Origin of the sequence: Thauera carbonicopians (assembly GCF_025699485.1) — a bacterium.
Taxonomy (GTDB): domain Bacteria; phylum Pseudomonadota; class Gammaproteobacteria; order Burkholderiales; family Rhodocyclaceae; genus Thauera.
Map to the genome: position 1 here is coordinate 1 of NZ_JANUXN010000028.1, position 19,223 is coordinate 19,223.

General features: G+C 65.7%; 17 protein-coding genes. 11 read left to right on the top strand and 6 right to left on the bottom strand.

Annotated elements, in window-relative coordinates; all coding sequences use genetic code 11:
• Positions 1-291 precede the first annotated feature (291 nt).
• Both NX068_RS20125 and NX068_RS20130 read left to right on the top strand, forming a co-directional pair.
• The gene (locus tag NX068_RS20125; RefSeq protein ID WP_263463005.1) at positions 292-1,086 is read left to right on the top strand and encodes a thymidylate synthase; all 795 of its coding nucleotides are present in this window, start codon (positions 292-294) and stop codon (positions 1,084-1,086) included.
• Entirely contained in the window at positions 1,083-1,580 is a 498-nt protein-coding gene (locus NX068_RS20130) for a dihydrofolate reductase (protein WP_263463006.1), read from the top strand. Before NX068_RS20125 ends, NX068_RS20130 begins: the two co-directional genes overlap by 4 nt.
• Before the next feature lie 81 nt (positions 1,581-1,661).
• Here NX068_RS20130 and NX068_RS20135 read toward each other — a convergent pair whose 3' ends face one another.
• From NX068_RS20135 to tauA, 5 genes are all read right to left on the bottom strand, one after another.
• Positions 1,662-3,905: an arginine/lysine/ornithine decarboxylase gene (locus NX068_RS20135; RefSeq protein ID WP_263463007.1), complete on the bottom strand. Its 2,244-nt coding sequence runs from the start codon at positions 3,903-3,905 to the stop codon at positions 1,662-1,664.
• Positions 3,906-4,067: 162 nt separating this feature from the next.
• Positions 4,068-4,634 carry a dCTP deaminase gene (gene dcd, locus NX068_RS20140; RefSeq protein ID WP_263463008.1) on the bottom strand — a complete coding sequence of 189 codons (567 nt, stop codon included), beginning with the start codon at positions 4,632-4,634 and terminating at the stop codon, positions 4,068-4,070.
• Between the two features lie 113 nt (positions 4,635-4,747).
• The gene (locus NX068_RS20145; protein ID WP_263463009.1) at positions 4,748-5,611 is read right to left on the bottom strand and encodes an ABC transporter permease subunit; all 864 of its coding nucleotides are present in this window, start codon (positions 5,609-5,611) and stop codon (positions 4,748-4,750) included.
• On the bottom strand, positions 5,608-6,450 hold the full coding sequence (locus NX068_RS20150) for a taurine ABC transporter ATP-binding protein (protein ID WP_263463010.1): 843 nt from the start codon (positions 6,448-6,450) through the stop codon (positions 5,608-5,610). The genes NX068_RS20145 and NX068_RS20150 overlap by 4 nt, the downstream gene beginning before the upstream one ends.
• Positions 6,451-6,515: 65 nt before the next feature.
• Complete coding sequence (tauA, locus tag NX068_RS20155) at positions 6,516-7,532, bottom strand: taurine ABC transporter substrate-binding protein (protein ID WP_263463011.1); 1,017 nt, start codon at positions 7,530-7,532, stop codon at positions 6,516-6,518.
• 178 nt (positions 7,533-7,710) lie between these two features.
• Between tauA and pdxR the strand changes: the two genes are divergently transcribed.
• A complete protein-coding gene (gene pdxR / locus NX068_RS20160) occupies positions 7,711-9,198 on the top strand; it encodes a MocR-like pyridoxine biosynthesis transcription factor PdxR (RefSeq protein ID WP_263463012.1) in 1,488 nt (495 codons plus the stop codon).
• A gap of 88 nt (positions 9,199-9,286) precedes the next feature.
• Here the strand turns inward: pdxR and apbC are convergent, their stop codons facing one another.
• Entirely contained in the window at positions 9,287-10,411 is a 1,125-nt protein-coding gene (apbC, locus tag NX068_RS20165; protein ID WP_263463039.1) for an iron-sulfur cluster carrier protein ApbC, read from the bottom strand.
• Positions 10,412-10,585: 174 nt separating this feature from the next.
• Here apbC and NX068_RS20170 point away from each other — a divergent pair, with 174 nt between their 5' ends.
• The 8 genes from NX068_RS20170 (at position 10,586) to NX068_RS20205 (ending at position 19,213) form a co-directional block, all read left to right on the top strand.
• Complete coding sequence (locus NX068_RS20170; protein WP_263463013.1) at positions 10,586-11,176, top strand: OmpA family protein; 591 nt, start codon at positions 10,586-10,588, stop codon at positions 11,174-11,176.
• 98 nt (positions 11,177-11,274) lie between these two features.
• Complete coding sequence (gene metG, locus NX068_RS20175) at positions 11,275-13,437, top strand: methionine--tRNA ligase (RefSeq protein ID WP_263463015.1); 2,163 nt, start codon at positions 11,275-11,277, stop codon at positions 13,435-13,437.
• Between the two features lie 130 nt (positions 13,438-13,567).
• Positions 13,568-15,259: a SulP family inorganic anion transporter gene (locus NX068_RS20180; RefSeq protein ID WP_263463016.1), complete on the top strand. Its 1,692-nt coding sequence runs from the start codon at positions 13,568-13,570 to the stop codon at positions 15,257-15,259.
• The gene (locus tag NX068_RS20185; RefSeq protein WP_263463017.1) at positions 15,252-15,551 is read left to right on the top strand and encodes an acylphosphatase; all 300 of its coding nucleotides are present in this window, start codon (positions 15,252-15,254) and stop codon (positions 15,549-15,551) included. Before NX068_RS20180 ends, NX068_RS20185 begins: the two co-directional genes overlap by 8 nt.
• Positions 15,552-15,643: 92 nt before the next feature.
• Positions 15,644-16,069, top strand: coding sequence for a GtrA family protein (locus tag NX068_RS20190; protein ID WP_263463018.1), 426 nt, complete (start codon positions 15,644-15,646; stop codon positions 16,067-16,069).
• Positions 16,038-17,051 (top strand): glycosyltransferase family 2 protein, encoded by a 1,014-nt coding sequence (locus NX068_RS20195; RefSeq protein ID WP_263463019.1) that lies wholly within the window; start codon positions 16,038-16,040, stop codon positions 17,049-17,051. The genes NX068_RS20190 and NX068_RS20195 overlap by 32 nt, the downstream gene beginning before the upstream one ends.
• Positions 17,044-18,513, top strand: a complete 1,470-nt coding sequence (locus NX068_RS20200; RefSeq protein ID WP_263463021.1) for an ArnT family glycosyltransferase — start codon at positions 17,044-17,046, stop codon at positions 18,511-18,513. Before NX068_RS20195 ends, NX068_RS20200 begins: the two co-directional genes overlap by 8 nt.
• Positions 18,514-18,541: 28 nt before the next feature.
• Entirely contained in the window at positions 18,542-19,213 is a 672-nt protein-coding gene (locus NX068_RS20205; RefSeq protein WP_263463022.1) for a response regulator transcription factor, read from the top strand.
• Positions 19,214-19,223 lie beyond the last annotated feature (10 nt).

Sequence of the window (19,223 nt, forward strand, 5' to 3'; positions counted from 1 at the left end):
ACCGTCAACAACTACTCACAATAGAAATATTGATCAGATCATCAGCCAGAACACGGACGAGCGGACGGGCCGTCACCAGAGCCGGATGGAGCGGGCCGCACAGGTAGAGCATCAGCAAAACCCGCCGTCTCAAGACCGATTGCGGCAATCGATGGGATCTAGCTGCGCTTGGGTCAGAGAGGGACATTACGCCCCCCCATCCTTCCCTGACCCCATGAGCCGAAAGCCCGGACGCACCAAGCTCTACCAGCGGGTGTACCATCCTTGCTCGTCATTTGATCCGCAACGAACATGCGACAGTACCTAGACCTCATGCGTCATGTCCTCGAACATGGCGACCGCAAGACCGACCGCACCGGCACCGGCACCCTGTCCGTCTTCGGCTGGCAGATGCGCTTTCCGCTGGAGGAAGGCTTTCCGCTGCTGACGACCAAGAAGCTGCACACGCGCTCGATCATCCATGAGCTGCTGTGGTTCCTGCAGGGCGATACCAACATCCGCTACCTGAAGGACAACGGCGTCTCGATCTGGGACGAGTGGGCCGACGAAAACGGTAACCTGGGCCCGGTGTACGGCAAGCAATGGCGGCGCTGGGAAAACAAGGACGGCACGACCGTCGACCAGATCACGAAGCTGATCGACGGCATCAAGCGCAACCCGGATTCGCGCCGGCACATCGTCTCCGCCTGGAACCCGGGCGAAGTGGATACCATGGCGCTGCCGCCCTGCCATGCGCTGTTCCAGCTCTACGTCGCCAACGGCCGCCTTTCCTGCCAGCTTTATCAGCGCAGCGCAGACATCTTCCTCGGCGTCCCCTTCAACATCGCTTCCTACGCCCTGCTCACCCACATGCTTGCACAGGTGTGCGAACTGGAAGCCGGTGATTTCATCTGGACCGGTGGCGACTGCCATCTCTACCTGAACCATCTCGACCAGGCACGCGAGCAACTCTCACGCACGCCGCGCGCGCTGCCGACCCTGAAGATGAACCCCGAAGTGAAGGACATCTTCGCCTTTCGCTTCGAGGACTTCGGCATCGACGGCTACGATCCGCATCCCCACATCAAGGCACCAGTGGCCGTATGAGCACGACTCCTGAAATCACCCTGATCGCAGCGGTCGCACGCAACGGCGTGATCGGCCGCGACAACGGGCTGCCCTGGCGGCTCAAGGCCGACATGCAGCATTTCCGCGCGATGACCATGGGCCATCCAGTCGTGATGGGGCGCAAGACCTGGGAATCACTGGGTCGGCCCTTGGCCGGCCGCCGCAACATCGTCGTCACCCGCGACACGCAGTTCCGCGCGGAAGGCGCCGAGGTTTTCCACTCGCCGGATGATGCGCTCGCCGCCGCTTCGGACGCCGAGCGCATCTTCGTGATCGGTGGCGCCCAGCTTTACGCCACCCTGCTGCCCCGCGCCGACCGTCTCGAACTGACCGAAGTCTGGGCCGACGTCGAGGGTGACGCCCATTTCCCGCTCTTCGATCGTTCCGATTTCATCGAGGAACGGCGCGATGCGCGCACCGCCGATGCGGACAACGACTTCGATTTCGACTTCGTCAGCTACCGCCACCGCTGAGCACAGGCAGCGCATGACGCAACGAGGGCCGCTGATCGCGGCCCTCGTCGTTTTTCATGCCTGTACCGCCACCGGCGTCGATCAGTCCTTCACGCAATCGACGTGATAGCGGCCGTCTTCACCCTTCACAAGACCATGGATGTCGGTTTCGAAGCCGGGGAAGCGGGCATTGAAATCGCGTGCGAACTTCAGGTAGCGCACGATCGTGGCATTGAAGCGCTCGCCCGGGATCAGCAGCGGGATGCCCGGCGGATACGGGGTGACCAGCATCGCGGTGACGCGGCCTTCGAGTTCGTCCAGCGACACGCGCTCGATCTCGCGATGCGCCATCTTGGCGAAGGCATCGGCCGGCTTCATCGCCGGCACCATGTCCGACAGATACATCTCGGTCGTCAGGCGGGCGATGTCGTGCGCCTTGTAGAAGCTGTGGATCTGGTCGCACAGATCCTTCAGCCCGACCCGCTCGTAGCGCGGGTGCTTGGCGATGAACTCCGGCATCACGCGCCACAGCGGCTGGTTGCGGTCGTAGTCGTCCTTGAACTGCTGCAGCTCGGTCACCATCGTGTTCCAGCGGCCCTTGGTGATGCCGATGGTGAACATGATGAAGAAGGAATAAAGCCCGGTCTTCTCGACGATGATGCCGTGCTCGGCCAGGTACTTGGTGACGATCGCCGCCGGGATGCCGGTATGTTCGGCGAAGTCGCCGTCCATGTTCAGGCCCGGCGTGATGATCGTCGCCTTGATCGGGTCGAGGATGTTGAAACCCTCGGCCAGGTCGCCGAAGCCGTGCCAGCTTTCGCCGGCCTTCAGCGTCCAGTCCTCGCGGCTGCCGATGCCTTCCTCGGCAAGGAACTCCGGCCCCCACACCTTGAACCACCAGTCGTCGTCGCCGAACTCGGCGTCGACCTTGCGCATCGCGCGACGGAACTCGACTGCTTCGCTCAGCGATTCGTTTACCAGCGCGGGGCCGCCCGGCGCTTCCATCATCGCCGCCGCCACGTCGCAGGACGCGATGATCGCGTACTGCGGCGAGGTCGAGGTGTGCATCAGGTAGGCCTCGTTGAAGATGTCGCGGTCGAGCTTGCGCGTCTGCGAGTCCTGCACCAGGATCTGCGACGCCTGGCTCAGGCCGGCCAGCAGCTTGTGGGTCGATTGGGTCGAGAACACCATCGACTCGCGGCAGCGCGGGCGGTCGGCACCGATGGCGTGGTAGTCGCCATAGAAGTCATGGAAAGCCGCGTGCGGCAGCCAGGCTTCGTCGAAGTGCAGCGTATCGATCTCGCCGTCGAGCATCTCCTTGATCGTCTCGACGTTGTACACCACACCGTCGTAGGTCGACTGCGTGATCGTCAAGATGCGCGGCTTCTTGCTCTTGGCGTTGCGCGCGAAGGGGTTGGCCTCGATCTTCTTCTGGATGTTCTCCATCGAGAACTCTTCCAGCGGGATCGGCCCGATGATGCCGTAATGGTTGCGCGTCGGCGTCAGGAATACCGGCACCGCACCGGTCATGATGATCGAGTGGAGAATCGACTTGTGGCAGTTGCGGTCCACCACGACGATGTCGCCGGGCGCCACGGTGGTGTGCCACACCATCTTGTTCGAGGTCGAAGTGCCGTTGGTGACGAAATACAGGTGGTCGCAGTTGAAGATCCGCGCCGCATTGCGCTCCGACGCCGCCACCGGACCGGTGTGGTCGAGCAGTTGGCCCAGTTCGTCCACCGCATTGCAGACGTCGGCACGCAGCATGTTCTCGCCGAAGAACTGGTGGAACATCTGCCCCACCGGGCTCTTCAGGAAGGCGACCCCGCCCGAGTGCCCCGGGCAGTGCCAGGAATACGAGCTGTCCGCCGCATAGTGGGTCAGCGCGCGGAAGAAAGGCGGCGGCAGCGATTCGAGATAGTTCTTCGCCTCGCGCACCACGTAGCGGGCGATGAACTCCGGCGTGTCCTCGAACATGTGGATGAAGCCGTGCATCTCGCGCAGTACGTCGTTGGGGATGTGGCGCGTGGTACGCGTCTCGCCGTGCAGGAAGATCGGGATCTCGGCGTTGCGGAAGCGGATCTGTTCGACGAAGGCGCGCAGGTCAGCGATCGCCTTGGCCGAGGCCTCGGGCGACGAAAACTCTTCGTCGTCGATCGACAGGATGAAGGTCGAGCCGCGGCTCTGCTGCTGGGCGAAGGAGGTCAGGTCGCCATAGCTGGTGATGCCGAGCACTTCCATGCCTTCGTCTTCGATCGCCTTCGCCAGCGCGCGAATCCCCAGGCCCGAAGAGTTTTCCGAGCGGAAATCCTCGTCGATGATGATGATGGGGAAGTGGAATCTCATCCTGATCGTCTCCAGCGGGGTCCTTGCGGGACGGAAAAAAGGGAAGTGTAAGCCGCCGATCTTTGCGCGGGCGTGAATGTTGCAGCGAAGCGCGGAATGAAGCGGAAAAAGCACGAGGGGCCGTCAGGCGGCCCCATCATCGTGGTCACGGCGTCCGTTCGCTCAGATCTTCGGCAGCGTGACGCCGGTCTGGCCGAGGTACTTGCCGCCGCGGTCCTTGTACGAGGTCTCGCACACTTCGTCCGACTCGAAGAACAGCATCTGCGCCACACCCTCGTTGGCGTAGATCTTGGCCGGCAGCGGCGTGGTATTGGAGAACTCCAGCGTCACGTGGCCTTCCCACTCGGGCTCCAGCGGCGTGACGTTGACGATGATGCCGCAGCGCGCATAGGTGCTCTTGCCCAGGCAGACCGTCAGCACGCTGCGCGGAATGCGGAAATACTCGACGGTGCGCGCCAGCGCGAAGGAGTTCGGCGGAATGATGCACACGTCGCCGGTGAAATCGACGAAGTTGCGCGCATCGAAGTCCTTCGGATCGACGATGGTCGAGTTGATGTTGGTGAAGATCTTGAATTCGTTCGCCACCCGCACGTCGTAGCCGTAGCTCGAAGTACCGTAGGAAACGATGCGGCCGCTTTCGTTGCTGCGCACCAGTTCCGGCGCGAAAGGCTCGATCATGCCGGCCTCTTGGGCCATGCGGCGGATCCACTTGTCGGACTTGATGGACATGGGCGCGGGTTCCAGCGAATGCGTTGCGACCGCCTGCGGTCGGGAAAGCCGCGTAGTGTAGGCCAAGCGCCGCGAAGGGGAAAGAACCTTCACGGCGCTTGTTGCGCAAGCACTCAGACCTTGCCCTTCCACGGCACTAGCCGGCGTTCGAGCGCGCGCATGCCGAGGTCGAACAGCAACGCCATCGCACCGATGACCAGGATGCCCATGATGACCACGTCGGTGACCATGAACTTCGACGCGCTCAGCACCATGAAACCCAGCCCCGCGGTCGCCGCGACCATCTCGGCCGCGACCAGCGTGGTCCAGCCGAAGCCGATGGCGATGCGCATCCCGGTCAGGATCTCCGGCAAGGCCGCGGGCAGGATGACGTGGCGCAGCACCTGCGAGCGCATGCCGCCCATCGAGTACGCGGCATGGATCTGCTCGATGGCGACCGAACGGACACCGGCACGGGCGCTGAGCGCCAGCGGCGCGAACATCGCCAGGTAGATCAGCAGCAGCTTCGAGCCTTCGCCGATGCCCATCCAGATCACCACCAGCGGCAGATAGGCGAGCGGCGGCAGCGGCCGGTAGAACTCCACCAGCGGATCGAAGATGCCGCGGGCGACGCGATTGACGCCCATCATGATGCCGATCGGCACGGCGGTGAGCACTGCGAGCAGGAAAGCGCCGAAGACCCGGAAGGCGCTCCAGCCCATGTGGGTCAGCAGCGACGCGTCGGCAAAACCATCGCGTGCGACCTCGATGAATTGCGTCCACACCGCCCCCGGCGACGGCAGGAACAAGGGTTTCACCCAGCCCTGGCTGGTCGACACCTGCCACAGCGCCATGCAGACGAGAATCGTGCAAAGACTCAGCATCAGGCTGTCGCCATTGCCCGGCGCGCCGTACTGCTCGCCCGGACGTACCGGGTTGGCGCGGCGCATGGACCGCAGCAGCCCAACGAGGCCGCCAGCTCTGTCCTGTATCTTCATGCTGCCGCCTCCTCGTCGCCGTGGATGATGCCCAGCACCTGCTCGCGCAAGGCGATGAAATCCGGGCTGGACTTGATTGCGCGCGCATTGCGCGACTCGAGGAATCGCCGGCCGAAATCCAGCGGAAACTCGTGGGTGATGCGCCCCGGGCGCGGCGACATGATGATGAGCCGGGTGCCCATGAAAAGCGCTTCCTCGACGTCATGCGTGATGAAGAACATCATCTTCTGCGTGCGCTGCCAGATTTCGAGGATCAATTCCTGCAGACGCTCGCGCGTCAGTGCATCGAGCGCGCCGAGCGGCTCGTCGAGCAGCAGCATGTGCGGATCGTTGGTCAGCGCCCGGGCGATGCCGACACGCTGCTGCATGCCGCCCGACAACTGGTGGATGGAATGGCGGCGGAAATCCTCCAGCCCGGTCAGGCGCAGGAAGTGCATCGCCCTTTCCTCGCGCTCCGCCTTCGCCACCCCGCGCAGCTTGAGGCCGAAGGCGACGTTGTCGAGGACGTTCAGCCAGGGCATCAGCGCGTGTTTCTGGAACACCACGCCGCGCTCCGCCCCCGGCCCCGTCACCTGGTCGCGCAGCATCGCCACCGAATCGCTCTGTTCGGGCGGCCTGCCATGATAGTTGCCGAGCGTGATGAGACCCGAAGTCGGGCTGATGAAGCCCGACATCAGGTTCAACAGCGTCGTCTTGCCGCAACCCGACGCCCCCAGCGCGACGACGAAATCGCCTGCGACGATTTCCAGATTCACGCCGGACAGTGCCGTCACCGACTGCCCTTTCTCTCTGCCGGGATACACCACCGACACATCGTGTATTTTCAGACTCAGGCTCATGCCCGTCTCCTGCCCTGTAGGCGCGGGCGACCTTGCGGCAGCCCGCGCGAAATCACTGACCGCCCTTACTTCACGGCATCGACGAAGCGCGACGTGACGGCGACACCGTAGTCGTCCAGCACCGCCGGAACCTTCTTCTGCTCCTTCAGGAAAGCCGCAGTGGCGGCCAGCGCCCTGGCCGCGCCGCTGTCCTTGCCGCCGCCCAGCCAGTTCCCGCCGGCCTGCTCGGCAGCCAGCGGGAATCGGTACAAGGCCAGTACCGGCGGCACCTCCTCGGGTTTCACGCCCGACTGCTGGGCCACCTGCATGACCATCTTCGAATCCGGCGTCCACCGCTCGGGAGCCTCCACATAACTCGCCGTCACCGTCTGCAGCACCTTGGTGAAAGCCGTCATCTGCGCTTCATTCCTGACGGCAAAACCCTTGTTCACCACCAGGCCGTCGAAGGTCGCCTTGCCCCATCCGGTCAGCGTGCCCGAGGTCAGCAGCACCTTGCCGCTCTTCTTGAGTTGCCCCAGCGCCGGGTCCCAGATGAAGGCGGCATCGATGTCGCCACGCTCCCAGGCGGCGGGAATGTCGGACGGCTGCAGGTTGATGACCTTCACCTTACCGCCCAGACCGAACTGTTCGAGCGCGAACAAGGCATGGAAATGGGTCGTCGACACGAAGGGCACGGCCAGCTTCTTGCCGGCCAGATCCTGTGGCGCCTCGATGCCGCTGCCCTTGCGCACGACCAGCGCTTCGGCGTCGGCGATGTTGTCGAGCACCCAGAACACATCGACCTCGACACCGCGGCTGACGGCCGCCGCCACCGGACTGCTGCCGGCGACGCCGATCTGCACGTCACCCGAGGCCATCGCCATCATCACGTCGCCGCCGCTGTCGAAGTTGCGCCACTTGATCTCCCAGCCGGTCGCCTTCTCGAATGCCTTCTCGACGATGGCCTGCTTCCACGGCCCGAACATGCTCTGTATGCCGATGGTGACCGTCTCGGCCTGCGCGCTGCCGGCGACGCCGAACACAAGGGTGGCGAGGGGCACGAGCAGCTTGCGGCACGTGCGGTCATGCAGTTTCTTGAACATGGTGACGCTCCTGTTGGAAGTGGTTTCTGCTGGCATCGATGTTATGAGCGGCCCATAACTTGCTATAGATCCAGGCCGGTTCACCACTGGTGCCAGAAATCGAAAGATTCCTGTCCCATCAGTCGGTTACCCATTCACGGACGCATCAGTTTGGTGCATCGCAACAGGATCATGAACCATGTTGGAGCGATACCTCCGCCCCTTCGAGGCCGGCCGCGGCCTGCAGGAGCAATTGCGCGAGAACCTGCTGGACGCGATCATCGACGGCGCGCTGTCACCCACCGAAGCGCTGCCCTCCTCGCGCAAGCTGAGCACGCTGCTGGGGGTTTCACGCAACACCGTGGTGCTGGTGTATGAGCAGCTCGTCAACGACGGCTACCTCACGCCGGTGGATCGCCGGGGCTACTTCATCAACGAGAAATACCTGCGCGAGCAGCTCGGCGTGCGCCTCAAGCCCAGCCCGCGCAAACTCTTCGAGCGGCCGGACGAGGCGCCGGACTGGGATCGCCGGCTCCGGCACCAGCCTTCGCAACTGCGCGGCATCGTCAAGCCGCGGCAGTGGCACGACTACGGCTACCCCTTCATCTACGGCCAGGTGGAATTCGATCAGCAGACCGCGGCGCGCTGGCGCAACTGCGCCCGCATCGCCTCGCTCGGCGCCCACATGCGGCACTGGATCGACGACCAGATCAACCGGGACGACCCGCTGCTGGTCGAGCAGATCATCCAGCGTCTGCTGCCGAAGCGGGCGATCAAGGCGCGCGCGGAAGAGATCCTCATCACCGTCGGCACACAGAACTCCCTCTACCTGCTGGCGGCGCTGCTGGGCGGACCGGACGTGCGCATCGGCATCGAGAACCCCGGCTACGTCGATGCGCGCCACATCTTCGGCCTCGGCGGCAGCCCCCTGAAGCCGCTGCGCATCGACCATCAGGGCCTGGTGGTCGATGCGCAGCTCGAGGGCTGCGACCTCGTCTTCTGCACACCGAGTCATCAATCACCGACCGGCGTGACGATGCCGGTCTATCGGCGCATGGCCTTGCTGGCAAGTGCGCGTGCAAACGATCTGCTGCTCATCGAGGACGATTACGAGAGCGAACACAACTACCTCGGCAGCAATCACCCGGCGCTCAAGAGCTTCGACGACAGCGGACGGGTGATCTACGTCGGCAGCCTGACCAAGAGCCTGCTGCCGGGCGTGCGCCTGGGCTTCATCGTCGCCGACGAGGAGCTGATACACGAGCTGCGCGCGCTGCGCCGCTACATGTACCGCCACCCGCCGCTCAACAACCAGCGCATCCTCGCGCTCTTCCTGTCGATGGGCTATCACGACGAACACATCCGCCGCCTGCGCGACAGCCTGGCGCGCAAATGGCGGATACTCACCCGCGCGCTGAACGTCCATCTGCCCGATTTCCAGGCTCACGGCATGGCCGGCGGCTCTTCGTTGTGGATCAAGGGCCCGGCCGATTTCAACGCATGGGACCTGCATCGCCAGGCCTCGAAGCTCGGCGTGCTGATCGAACCCGGCGAGATCCATTTTATCGGCGAAAACCCGCCCCGGCGCTTCTTCCGCCTCGGCTACGGGGCGATTCCAGAGGATCGCATCGAAGCGGGCATCGCCGCGCTGGGGCGGGCCTGGCGCGACGTCGCGGCAAATACGTAGGCCGCCTCCGGCTGAGCGCCCGCCCTTTCCTTTCCAGCAGGCCCGCCGCCCTCGTCGCCCAGGATCGGCGACCGACGTCTGCGCCGCCTCAGCTGTTCTTGATGACGATGTTCGGGAACTTGTGCGTCATGTCCTTGGACTTCTCGGCGATGCGCACCGCCACCTTGCGCGCGATCTGCTTGTAGATCGACGCGATGCGGCCCTCCGGGTCGGCGACCACGGTCGGCTTGCCGCCGTCGGTTTCGGAGCGGATCTGGATGTCCAGCGGCAGCGCCCCCAGGAAGGGAATGTTGTAGTCGGCGCACATCTTCTCGCCGCCGCCCTGGCCGAAGATGTGCTCCTCGTGGCCGCACTTCGAGCAGATGTGGATGCTCATGTTCTCGACCAGACCGAGAATGGGCACGCCCACCTTCTCGAACATCTTCAGGCCCTTGCGCGCATCCAGCAGGGCGATGTCCTGCGGCGTGGTGACGATGACCGCGCCCGTCACCGGCACGCTCTGCGACAGCGTCAGCTGGATGTCGCCGGTGCCCGGCGGCATGTCGATCAGCAGGTAGTCGAGATCCTGCCAGGCCGTGTCCTTCAGCATCTGGTTCAGCGCCTGCGTTGCCATCGGGCCGCGCCAGACCATCGGCGTGTCCTGCTCGATCAGGAAGCCGATCGACATCGCCTGGATGCCGTAGGCTTCGAGCGGAATCATCGTCTTGCCGTCCTCCGACACCGGCCGCTGGCCGCCGATGCCCAGCATCTGCGGCTGCGACGGGCCGTAGATGTCGGCATCCAGCAGGCCGACGCGCGCGCCTTCCGCGGCCAGTGCCAACGCCAGATTCACCGAGGTCGTGCTCTTGCCCACGCCGCCCTTGCCGGAAGCCACGGCAATGATGTTGCGCACTCCGGGCAGCAGCTTCACGCCGTGCTGCACGGCATGGGCCACCACCTTGCTGTTGACCGTGACATCGATTCGGCCGATGCCCGGCACCGTTGCCAGCGCCTCCGCCAGCAAGGCACGGATGGGTTCGTGCTGGCTCTTCGCCGGATAGCCGAGTTCGACCTCGAAGGCGACATTGCCGCCTTCCACCACCAGATTGCGGATGCAGCGGGCGGAGACGAAATCCTTGCCGGTATTCGGATCGATGACCGACTTGAGCACGTCGGTGACGGTTTGCTGGTCGAGACTCATTGCCTGTTTCCTCGATGATCGGAACGCCCGCAGCCGGGCGAAAACGGGGGAATGATACCGGAGCCTCCGCCAACGCTCACCCGCGCTACCATTGGGGTTTCCTGCCGGCGCGGATCGGCCGCGACCGGCCGGCCAATCTGCACGCCCGAATTTCGTCTGCTTTCCACCCTCGGCAGAGCTCCTGCCCCATCGACCTTACTTCCGGCAATGAACATCTCCGCCTCCCTCCGCTCCACGCTCCTCGCCTTCGGCACCGCACTGCTGGTGCAGGCCTGCGCCACCACCGGCACGCCCGACGCGCCCGCCGCGGTCGCCGACGACCCGATCCACCTGCATGCCCTCGTCCGCCAGACGGCGCCGGCACCCGATTGGCCCGCGCTCCGGCAGGCGATGGACGAGGCCACGCGCAGCGCACCCGGCGTCACCATCGGCGCGGCCGATGCGCAAGGCTTCCGGATCGAGATCCCGGTATCCGACGGCTTCACCTCGGGCAGCACCGTCATCCGTCCGCCGCTCGCCGCCGCGCTCGATGCGATCGCACCACTGCTCGCCGCCGAACCCGGCGTCGCAGTCAAGGTCATCGGCCATACCGACAGCCAGGGCAGCGAAATGGTCAATCTGCGCCTGTCGATCGAACGCGCCGAAGCCGTTGCCGCTCATCTCGCCGGACGCGGCATTGCCCTCGATCACCTGAGTGCCGACGGCCGCGGCGAAGCCGACCCGCTCACCAGCAACGCCACCGAGGAAGGACGCGCGCGCAACCGACGCGTCGAATTGCTGCTGCGCGAAATGCGCTGACGGGCTGCCCCACAGACGCCCCTCGGCCGCTCACGCAGCGGGGCAGCAGTTGTCGTGCTTTGCTAAACTCGCATCCTTTGATCCACGTCCCACAGACCATGCCCCGCAAGATCCTCGTCACCAACGCCCTGCCCTATGCCAACGGCGACATCCACCTCGGCCACCTGGTGGGCTACATCCAGGCCGACATCTGGGTGCGCTACCAGCGCATGCGGGGCCATTCGGTGCATTACGTCTGTGCGGACGACACCCACGGCACGCCGGTCATGCTGCGCGCCGAAAAGGAAGGGCTGACGCCCGAGCAGTTGATCGATCGCGTGCATGGCGAACACCTGCGCGACTTCACCGCCTTCGGCGTCGCCTTCGACAACTACCATTCCACCCACAGCGCCGAGAACCGCGACTACGCTGCGGACATCTACGGCAAGCTGCAGGCCGGCGGCCTGATCGACACTCGCGAGATCGAGCAGTACTACGACCCGGTCAAGGAAATGTTCCTGCCCGACCGCTTCATCAAGGGCGAATGCCCCAAATGCGGCGCGGCGGACCAGTACGGCGACAACTGCGAAGCCTGTGGCGCCGCCTACGCCCCGACCGAACTCAAGAACCCCTATTCGGCCGTGTCCGGCGCCAAGCCGGTGCTGCGCACCTCGACGCATTACTTCTTCCGCCTGTCGGACGATCGTGCGGTCGCCTTCCTGCGCGAATGGACGCGCGGCACCAACGCCCAGGGCGCGCGCCGCCTGCAGGCCGAGGCCGCCAACAAGATGAAGGAATGGCTCGGCGAAGAGGGCGAGAACAAGCTGTCCGACTGGGACATCTCGCGCGACGCCCCCTACTTCGGCTTTGAGATCCCCGGCGCCCCCGGCAAGTACTTCTACGTCTGGCTGGACGCGCCGATCGGCTATCTCGCCAGCTTCCGCAACCTCGCGAACAAGCGCGGCGACATCGTCGTCGAGGACTACACCGACGGCGCGCGTGCCGCCGCGGCCGGCACCGAGATGGTGCACTTCATCGGCAAGGACATCCTCTACTTCCATGCCCTGTTCTGGCCGGCGATGCTCAAGTTCGCCGGCTACGCCACGCCCAGCCAGTTGTGCGTCAACGGCTTCCTGACCGTCGATGGCGCCAAGATGAGCAAGAGCCGCGGCACCTTCATCACCGCCCACTCCTACATCGCGCAGAAGCTCAACCCCGAGTGGCTGCGCTACTACTTCGCCGGCAAGTCGAACGGCACCATGGAAGACGTCGACCTCAACCTCGACGACATGATCGCCAAGGTCAATTCCGACCTCGTCGGCAAGTTCGTCAACATCGCCAGCCGCTGCGCCGGTTTCATCGGCAAGCGCTTCGACGGCAGGCTGGGCGAGACCGACACCCGGGCCTGCGCCGACTTCGCCGCCGCCTGGGCCGACGGCGCCATCGCCGCCGCCTACGACGAACGTGACTACGGCCGGGCACTGCGCGAGATCATGCGCCTGGCCGACCTCGCCAACCAGTACGTCAACGACCACAAGCCGTGGGAACTAGCCAAGCAGGAAGGCCAGGAAGCCCGCCTGCACACCGTGTGCAGCACCGCGCTGAACATGTTCCGCGACCTCGCCCGCTTCCTGAAGCCGGTGCTGCCGGCGCTGGCCGCCGAGGTCGAATCCTTCCTGTCGATTCCGGCGCTGGACTGGCAGGGCGACTGGGCCGCACTGCCCGCCGGCCACGCCATCCAGCCCTACAGCCACCTGATGACCCGCGTCGAGCGCAAGCAGATCGACGCCCTGCTCGAAGCCAACCGCGAATCGCTCGCCCCGGCTGCAGCCACGCCAGCCAAGGACGCCTCCTCGCAGCAGCGCCACGCCGAAAAGCAGCAGCACGCCGCCCAGGCCGCCGAGACAGCGCAAACGAGTGCATCGCCGCACATCTCGATCGACGACTTCACCAAGGTCGACCTGCGCATCGCCCGCATCGTCGATGCCCAGCACGTCGAAGGCGCCGACAAGCTGATCTGCCTGCAGCTCGACATCGGCGAAACCGACGAAGCCGGCAACCCGAAGCCGCGCCAGGTCTTCGCCGGCATCAAGGCGGCCTACGATCCGGCCGCGCTGGTCGGCCGCCACACCGTCATGGTCGCCAACCTAGCGCCGCGCAAAATGAAGTTCGGCCTCAGCGAAGGCATGGTGCTGGCTGCCTCCGATACCGAAGGCAAGACCAGCGGACTCTACATCCTGTCGCCCGACGCCGGTGCCACGCCGGGCATGCGGGTCAAGTAAAGCCATGCCGCTGACGCCCTCGAAACGCTGGATCATCCTGCATCGCGCAGGACGAGGGCGACCGTCTCCGTAATGCTGCCCGAAGGGGCAGCCACAGGTTTGCCTCGTTCTGACTCGCAGCGGAGACGACATGAAAATCCAGTTCCGACCCAAGCTCCTCGACACCCTGCCCGGCTACGGCCGCGCGGGTTTCGCCCAGGACCTTTCCGCCGGCATCACCGTCGGCGTGCTTGCCTTGCCGCTGGCGATGGCCTTTGCCATCGCTTCGGGCATGACCCCGACCGCCGGCATCTGGACCGCGATCGTCGCCGGCCTGCTGATCTCGCTGCTCGGCGGCTCGCGGGTGCAGATCGGCGGCCCGACCGGCGCCTTCATCCCGATCATCTACGCCATCGTCATCGACCACGGCGTACAGAACCTGCTGATCGCGACGATGATGTCCGGCATCCTGTTGTTCGCCATGGGTGCGCTACGGCTCGGCAGCATGATCCGCTTCATTCCGCTGTCGGTGGTCATCGGCTTCACCAACGGCATCGCGGTCGTCATCTTCATTTCTCAGATCAAGGATTTCCTCGGCCTGAAGATCGACAACCTGCCTGGCGAATTCTTCGCCAAGATGATCGCGTTGTGGGCTGCTCTGCCGACCATCGACCTACCCACCGTCGCCGTCGCCGTCGCCTCGCTGACGATGCTCGTCGTCTGGAACCGTCAAGCGCGGAAAGTGCGCTGGATGGCACGCCTGCCGGGACCGCTCGCAGTGCTGATCATCATGACTGCGATCAACGCCCTGTTCGCACTGCCGATCGACACCATCGGCAGCCGCTTCGGCGGCATCCCTCAGGAACTGCCCAGCGTCGGCCTGCCGGAACTGAGCCTGGGCACGCTCGGCAAGCTGGTGGCGCCCGCGCTCACCATCGCCCTGCTCGGCGCCATCGAATCGCTGCTGTCGGCCCGCGTCGCCGACAGCCAGATCGACGACCGCCACGATCCCAACCAGGAGTTGATGGCGCAAGGCATCGCCAACGTCGCCGCACCACTGTTCGGTGGCTTCGCCGCCACCGGCGCGATCGCCCGCACCGCCACCAACATCCGCACCGGCGGCCGCACGCCGGTCTCCGGCATCCTCCATGCGTTGGTGCTGCTGGCGATCGTGCTCGCGCTGGCGCCGCTCGCCAGCGCCATCCCGCTTGCCACGCTGTCGGCCATCGTCGTCATTGTCTCGATCAACATGGGCGAATGGCACGCCTTCGCGCCGAAGGAACTGGCGCGCTATACGCTGCAGTACCGCACGATCCTGCTCTCCACCTTCTTCCTCACCGTGGTGTTCGACCTGACGCTGGCGGTGGAGCTGGGCATGGTGCTGGCCAGCCTGTTCTTCATCTACCGCATGTCGGACCTGACCCGCATCGAACGCGTGCCGCTGGAAGACTACTACGGCAACGAAGCGATGCAGCGCGAGGACGGCACCCCGCGCATCCTTGCCTACAAGATGTTCGGCAGCCTGTTCTTCGGCGCCGCCAACAAGCTCGAGAACCTGTTGCTGATGCAGCACGGCCACCCCGACGTGGTGATCCTGGATCTGGACAAGGTCATCAGCCTGGACACCACCGGGCTGGACATCCTGCAGACCCTGCACCGCAACCTGCAGAAACGCGGCGCCCACCTGATCCTGTGCGGGCTGAACTCGCAGCCCGGTTCGCTGGTGTTCCGTTCCGGCTTCATGGAAAGCCTTGGCGACGAGAACATCGCCGCCAACATCACCGACGCCCTGCTGCGCGCCCAGTGGCTCAGCGGCACCCGCCCGGAGGCCGCCTATGCCTGAACAGGATCAGCCCCAGACCGCTGCCCGCCTGCTGCGTATCCACGGCAAGGTCCAGGGAGTGTGGTACCGCGCCAGCGCACAGGCCGAAGCCACCCGGCTGGGCCTGTGCGGCTGGGTCCGTAACCGGCTCGACGGCAGTGTCGAAACACTGTTGATCGGCCCGCTGCCGGCTGTCGAAGCATTCATCGGCTGGGCGCACCAAGGGCCACCCAAAGCCAGGGTCGCACGCATCGACGTCAGCGCGGCCGACGAGGAAGCCGTGGATGGATTCGAACAACGACCGACTGCCTGAAGAACCCCTCGTGGCCCAAGCGCCGCGCGTTCACGTTTTCTGCACATTTCCCTGACGTTTCCACAACGCCGGCCTGCCCATAGTGGCGGCCGATGAACGCCGCCAACCCCAGCACCTCGACCGCCGCCTTTCGCCGCCTTGCCCGCTTCGCTCTCGCGGGCGGGATGGCGACGCTCATCCATTGGCTGTGCATGAGTGCGCTGATCGCGGCCGGCATCGACGCCCATGTCGCCACTGCGGCGGGTGCGATCACGGGAGCGGCCGCCAACTATCCGCTGCAGCGCCGCCATGCCTTCGCCAGCCGTGCAGCCCACGATCGTGCCCTGCCGCGCTACCTGGCAAGTTGCGCGCTCGCCTGGCTGGCCAACCTGCTGCTTTTCGCCCTGCTGCACGGCCCCGCAGGCTGGCCGCCGGCCCTCGCACAGGCAGGCACGAGCGGAGCAAGCGCTGCACTCAGCTACCTGCTCTACGCAAGGATGGTCTTCGATGAAGCCGCAGATGCTCAAACGCCTGCCTGAGCGGCGTGCCCTGCCCACCCTCAGCATCGTCGTGCCGTTCTACAACGAGCGCGAAGTACTACCTGCCTGCGTGGCGCGGCTGGAACAGGTGCTCGATACGCTCGAGCTGAGCGTCGAGCTGGTGTTCGTCGACGACGGCAGCGACGACGGTTCCGCCACGCTGCTGGCTGCCATGCAGCCACGCGGCGCCGACCTCCGCCTGATTCGCCTGACACGCAATTTCGGCAAGGAAGCAGCGATGAGCGCCGGCATCGCCCATGCACGCGGCGAAGCCGTGATCGTGCTCGACGCCGACCTGCAGGATCCGCCGGAACTGATCCCCGAGATGATCGCGCAATGGCGCGCCGGCGCCGACGTGGTGCAGATGCAGCGCCGCAGCCGCGCCGGCGAGAGCTGGCTCAAGCGCAGCAGCGCCCACGCCTTCTACCGCCTGCTGGCGCGGCTCAGCCCGGCACCGATTCCGCTCGACACCGGCGACTTCCGCCTGATGAGCCGGCGCGCGGTGGATGCGCTGCTGCGCCTGCCCGAACGCAACCGCTACATGAAAGGCCTCTACGCCTGGATCGGCCTGCCCACCGCGGTGCTGCAATACGACCGTGCCGCCCGCCACGCCGGCCGCAGCAAATGGCGCTACACCGCGCTGGCGGGCCTGGCGATGGAGGGCATCACCTCCTTCTCCACCGCACCGCTGCGGCTTGCCACCCTGGCCGGCGCGCTGACCGCACTGGCAGGCGGGCTCTACGGTCTCTGGATCGTCGCCAAGGCCCTGCTGTTCGGCGACCCGGCGGCCGGCTTCCCTTCGCTGGTGGCGCTGCTCGCCCTGCTCGGCGGCATGCAGTTGCTCGGCATCGGCATCGTCGGCGAATACGTCGGCAAGACCTATCTGGAAGCCAAGCAGCGGCCGCTCTACCTGGTACAGGAAGAGCGCCTGATCCTCGCCGGCACCCGGGTGACCGAATGGAAGGCGCGCCGCCATGCCTGATTCCCCCCGTCGGCCGACGACCGGATTCGGCCTGTTCTGGCTGCTGTGCGCAATCCTCGGCCTGCGCCTGCTGACCATGGCCGTGCTGCCGATGAGCGACACCACCGAACCGCGCTATGCCGAAACCGCCCGGCTGATGGCCGAGCGCGGCGACTGGATCACGCCCTGGTTCACTCCTGACCTGCCCTTCTGGGGCAAGCCGCCGCTTTCGTTCTGGGCCCAGGCAGCATCCCTGAAACTGTTCGGCGTGCATGACTTCGCCGCCCGCCTGCCGAGCTGGCTGGCCATGATCGGCATCCTGTGGCTCACGCTGCGGCTGGCGCGACAGCAAGGCAGCGAACGCCTGGCATGGTGGTCCGGCCTGGTGCTGGCCAGCATGGCGCTGCCCTTCATCAGCGCCGGCGCCGTGCTCACCGACCCCTTCCTGGCCTTCGGCACCACCCTCAGCCTGGTCTCGCTGGCCCTCGCCGTCCGTGGTCGCCCCATCCCCTGGGGCTGGCTGTTCTTCGTCGGCCTGGCGATCGGCCTGCTCGCCAAAGGACCTCTGGCGCTGGTGCTGGTCGGCCTGCCCGGCAGCGTCTGGCTGCTGTGCAGCGGCCGCTGGCGCCGCGCATTGGCCGCCTTGCCGTGGAAGGGAGGCAGCCTGCTGGTCGCCGCGCTGGTGCTGCCCTGGTACGCGGCTGCCGAACTGAAGACGCCGGGCTTCCTGGACTATTTCCTCGTCGGCGAGCACTTCCGCCGCTTCGTCGACCCCGGCTGGGCCGGCGACCTGTACGGCAACGCCCATCGCCAGCCCTACGGCACGATCTGGCTGTTCCTGCTGTGGGCGAGCTTCCCCTGGGGCATCGCCGGCCTGGCGCTGCTCGTCCATCGCCTGTGCAGCCAAACCGGCCGCACCAGGCTGCGCAAGGCACTGGCCGACGAGGACGTGCGCCTGCTGCTGGTGGCCGGATTTGCGCCGGCAGTGTTCTTCAGCGTTGCCGGCAACATCCTGTGGACCTACTTGCTGCCGGGCCTGCCTTTTCTCGCCATCCTGATCGCGCGCGGCCTGCAGCCGCTGCTGGACGCCACGCCAGTCCGACGGACGGCGCTGGCACTGGTGCTGGCGGTACCGCTGACGCTCAGCGCGGCAGGCGTCCACCTCGCCCTGCATCCGTACAAGCTGAAATCGGCCGCGCCGCTGATCGCCGCCCTCGAAACGCTGCCGGGCGGCAGCGTCGAGCGCCTGTATTACCTGGACGACATGCCGTTTTCCGCGCGCTATTATTCGCGCGACGCCGCCCGCCGCATCGAACGCGCCGATCTGCTGCCGATGTTGACGCAAGCGACGGAACCCCTGTTCGTCGCCGTCCGCCGGCGCGATCTGGACTGGCTGGAACAAGCCGCCGCCCACAGACTGACGGTACGCTTCCGCGGCGCACAACACATCCTGCTGCAATACAACCCGCCGACGCCGCACTGACGGTTTGGCCACTTTTACGAGACTGCCGATGCGTCTGCTGGTCATCGAGGACAACGCCGACATCCTGGCCAACCTGGTCGATTACCTGGGCATGAAAGGCTACATCGTGGATTGCGCCGCCGACGGCCTCACCGGCCTGCATCTGGCGGCCACCCAGCACTACGACCTGATCGTGCTCGACGTGATGCTGCCCGGCGTGGACGGCTTCAGCCTGTGCGAGCGCCTGCGCAACGGCGAACGCAAGAACGTGCCGGTGATCATGCTGACCGCGCGCGACGCGCTGGACGACCGCCTGCAGGGCTTTCACAGCGGCGCGGACGATTATCTGACCAAGCCTTTCGCCCTGCCGGAACTGGCCGCACGCATCGAGGCCGTACTCAAGCGCAGCCATGGCGGCATGCGCCGCGACTTGTGCGTCGGCGATCTGCATTACGATCTCGACACGCTGGAAGTCAGCCGCGCCGGACAAAACCTGCACCCGGGTCCGATCGGGCTGAAGCTGCTCGCCGTGCTGATGCGCAAGAGCCCGGCCGTCGTCCCCCGCGAAGTGCTGGAAGACGCCCTGTGGGGCGACAACCCGCCCGACAGCGATGCATTGCGCAGCCACATCCATGCGCTGCGCCAGCAGATCGACAAACCCTTTTCCCGGCCGCTGCTGCATACGGTGCACGGCATCGGCTACCGGCTTGCCGATGGCTGAGCCGGTTTCA

Bases quoted from the DNA above. Each gene is read 5' to 3' on its own strand.
- NX068_RS20125 (WP_263463005.1), top strand. From the start codon at position 292: ATGCGACAGTACCTAGACCTCATGCGTCATGTCCTCGAACATGGCGAC.
- NX068_RS20130 (WP_263463006.1), top strand. From the start codon at position 1,083: ATGAGCACGACTCCTGAAATCACCCTGATCGCAGCGGTCGCACGCAAC.
- NX068_RS20135 (WP_263463007.1), bottom strand. From the start codon at position 3,905: ATGAGATTCCACTTCCCCATCATCATCATCGACGAGGATTTCCGCTCG.
- dcd (WP_263463008.1), bottom strand. From the start codon at position 4,634: ATGTCCATCAAGTCCGACAAGTGGATCCGCCGCATGGCCCAAGAGGCC.
- NX068_RS20145 (WP_263463009.1), bottom strand. From the start codon at position 5,611: ATGAAGATACAGGACAGAGCTGGCGGCCTCGTTGGGCTGCTGCGGTCC.
- NX068_RS20150 (WP_263463010.1), bottom strand. From the start codon at position 6,450: ATGAGCCTGAGTCTGAAAATACACGATGTGTCGGTGGTGTATCCCGGC.
- tauA (WP_263463011.1), bottom strand. From the start codon at position 7,532: ATGTTCAAGAAACTGCATGACCGCACGTGCCGCAAGCTGCTCGTGCCC.
- pdxR (WP_263463012.1), top strand. From the start codon at position 7,711: ATGTTGGAGCGATACCTCCGCCCCTTCGAGGCCGGCCGCGGCCTGCAG.
- NX068_RS20170 (WP_263463013.1), top strand. From the start codon at position 10,586: ATGAACATCTCCGCCTCCCTCCGCTCCACGCTCCTCGCCTTCGGCACC.
- metG (WP_263463015.1), top strand. From the start codon at position 11,275: ATGCCCCGCAAGATCCTCGTCACCAACGCCCTGCCCTATGCCAACGGC.
- NX068_RS20180 (WP_263463016.1), top strand. From the start codon at position 13,568: ATGAAAATCCAGTTCCGACCCAAGCTCCTCGACACCCTGCCCGGCTAC.
- NX068_RS20185 (WP_263463017.1), top strand. From the start codon at position 15,252: ATGCCTGAACAGGATCAGCCCCAGACCGCTGCCCGCCTGCTGCGTATC.
- NX068_RS20190 (WP_263463018.1), top strand. From the start codon at position 15,644: ATGAACGCCGCCAACCCCAGCACCTCGACCGCCGCCTTTCGCCGCCTT.
- NX068_RS20195 (WP_263463019.1), top strand. From the start codon at position 16,038: ATGAAGCCGCAGATGCTCAAACGCCTGCCTGAGCGGCGTGCCCTGCCC.
- NX068_RS20200 (WP_263463021.1), top strand. From the start codon at position 17,044: ATGCCTGATTCCCCCCGTCGGCCGACGACCGGATTCGGCCTGTTCTGG.
- NX068_RS20205 (WP_263463022.1), top strand. From the start codon at position 18,542: ATGCGTCTGCTGGTCATCGAGGACAACGCCGACATCCTGGCCAACCTG.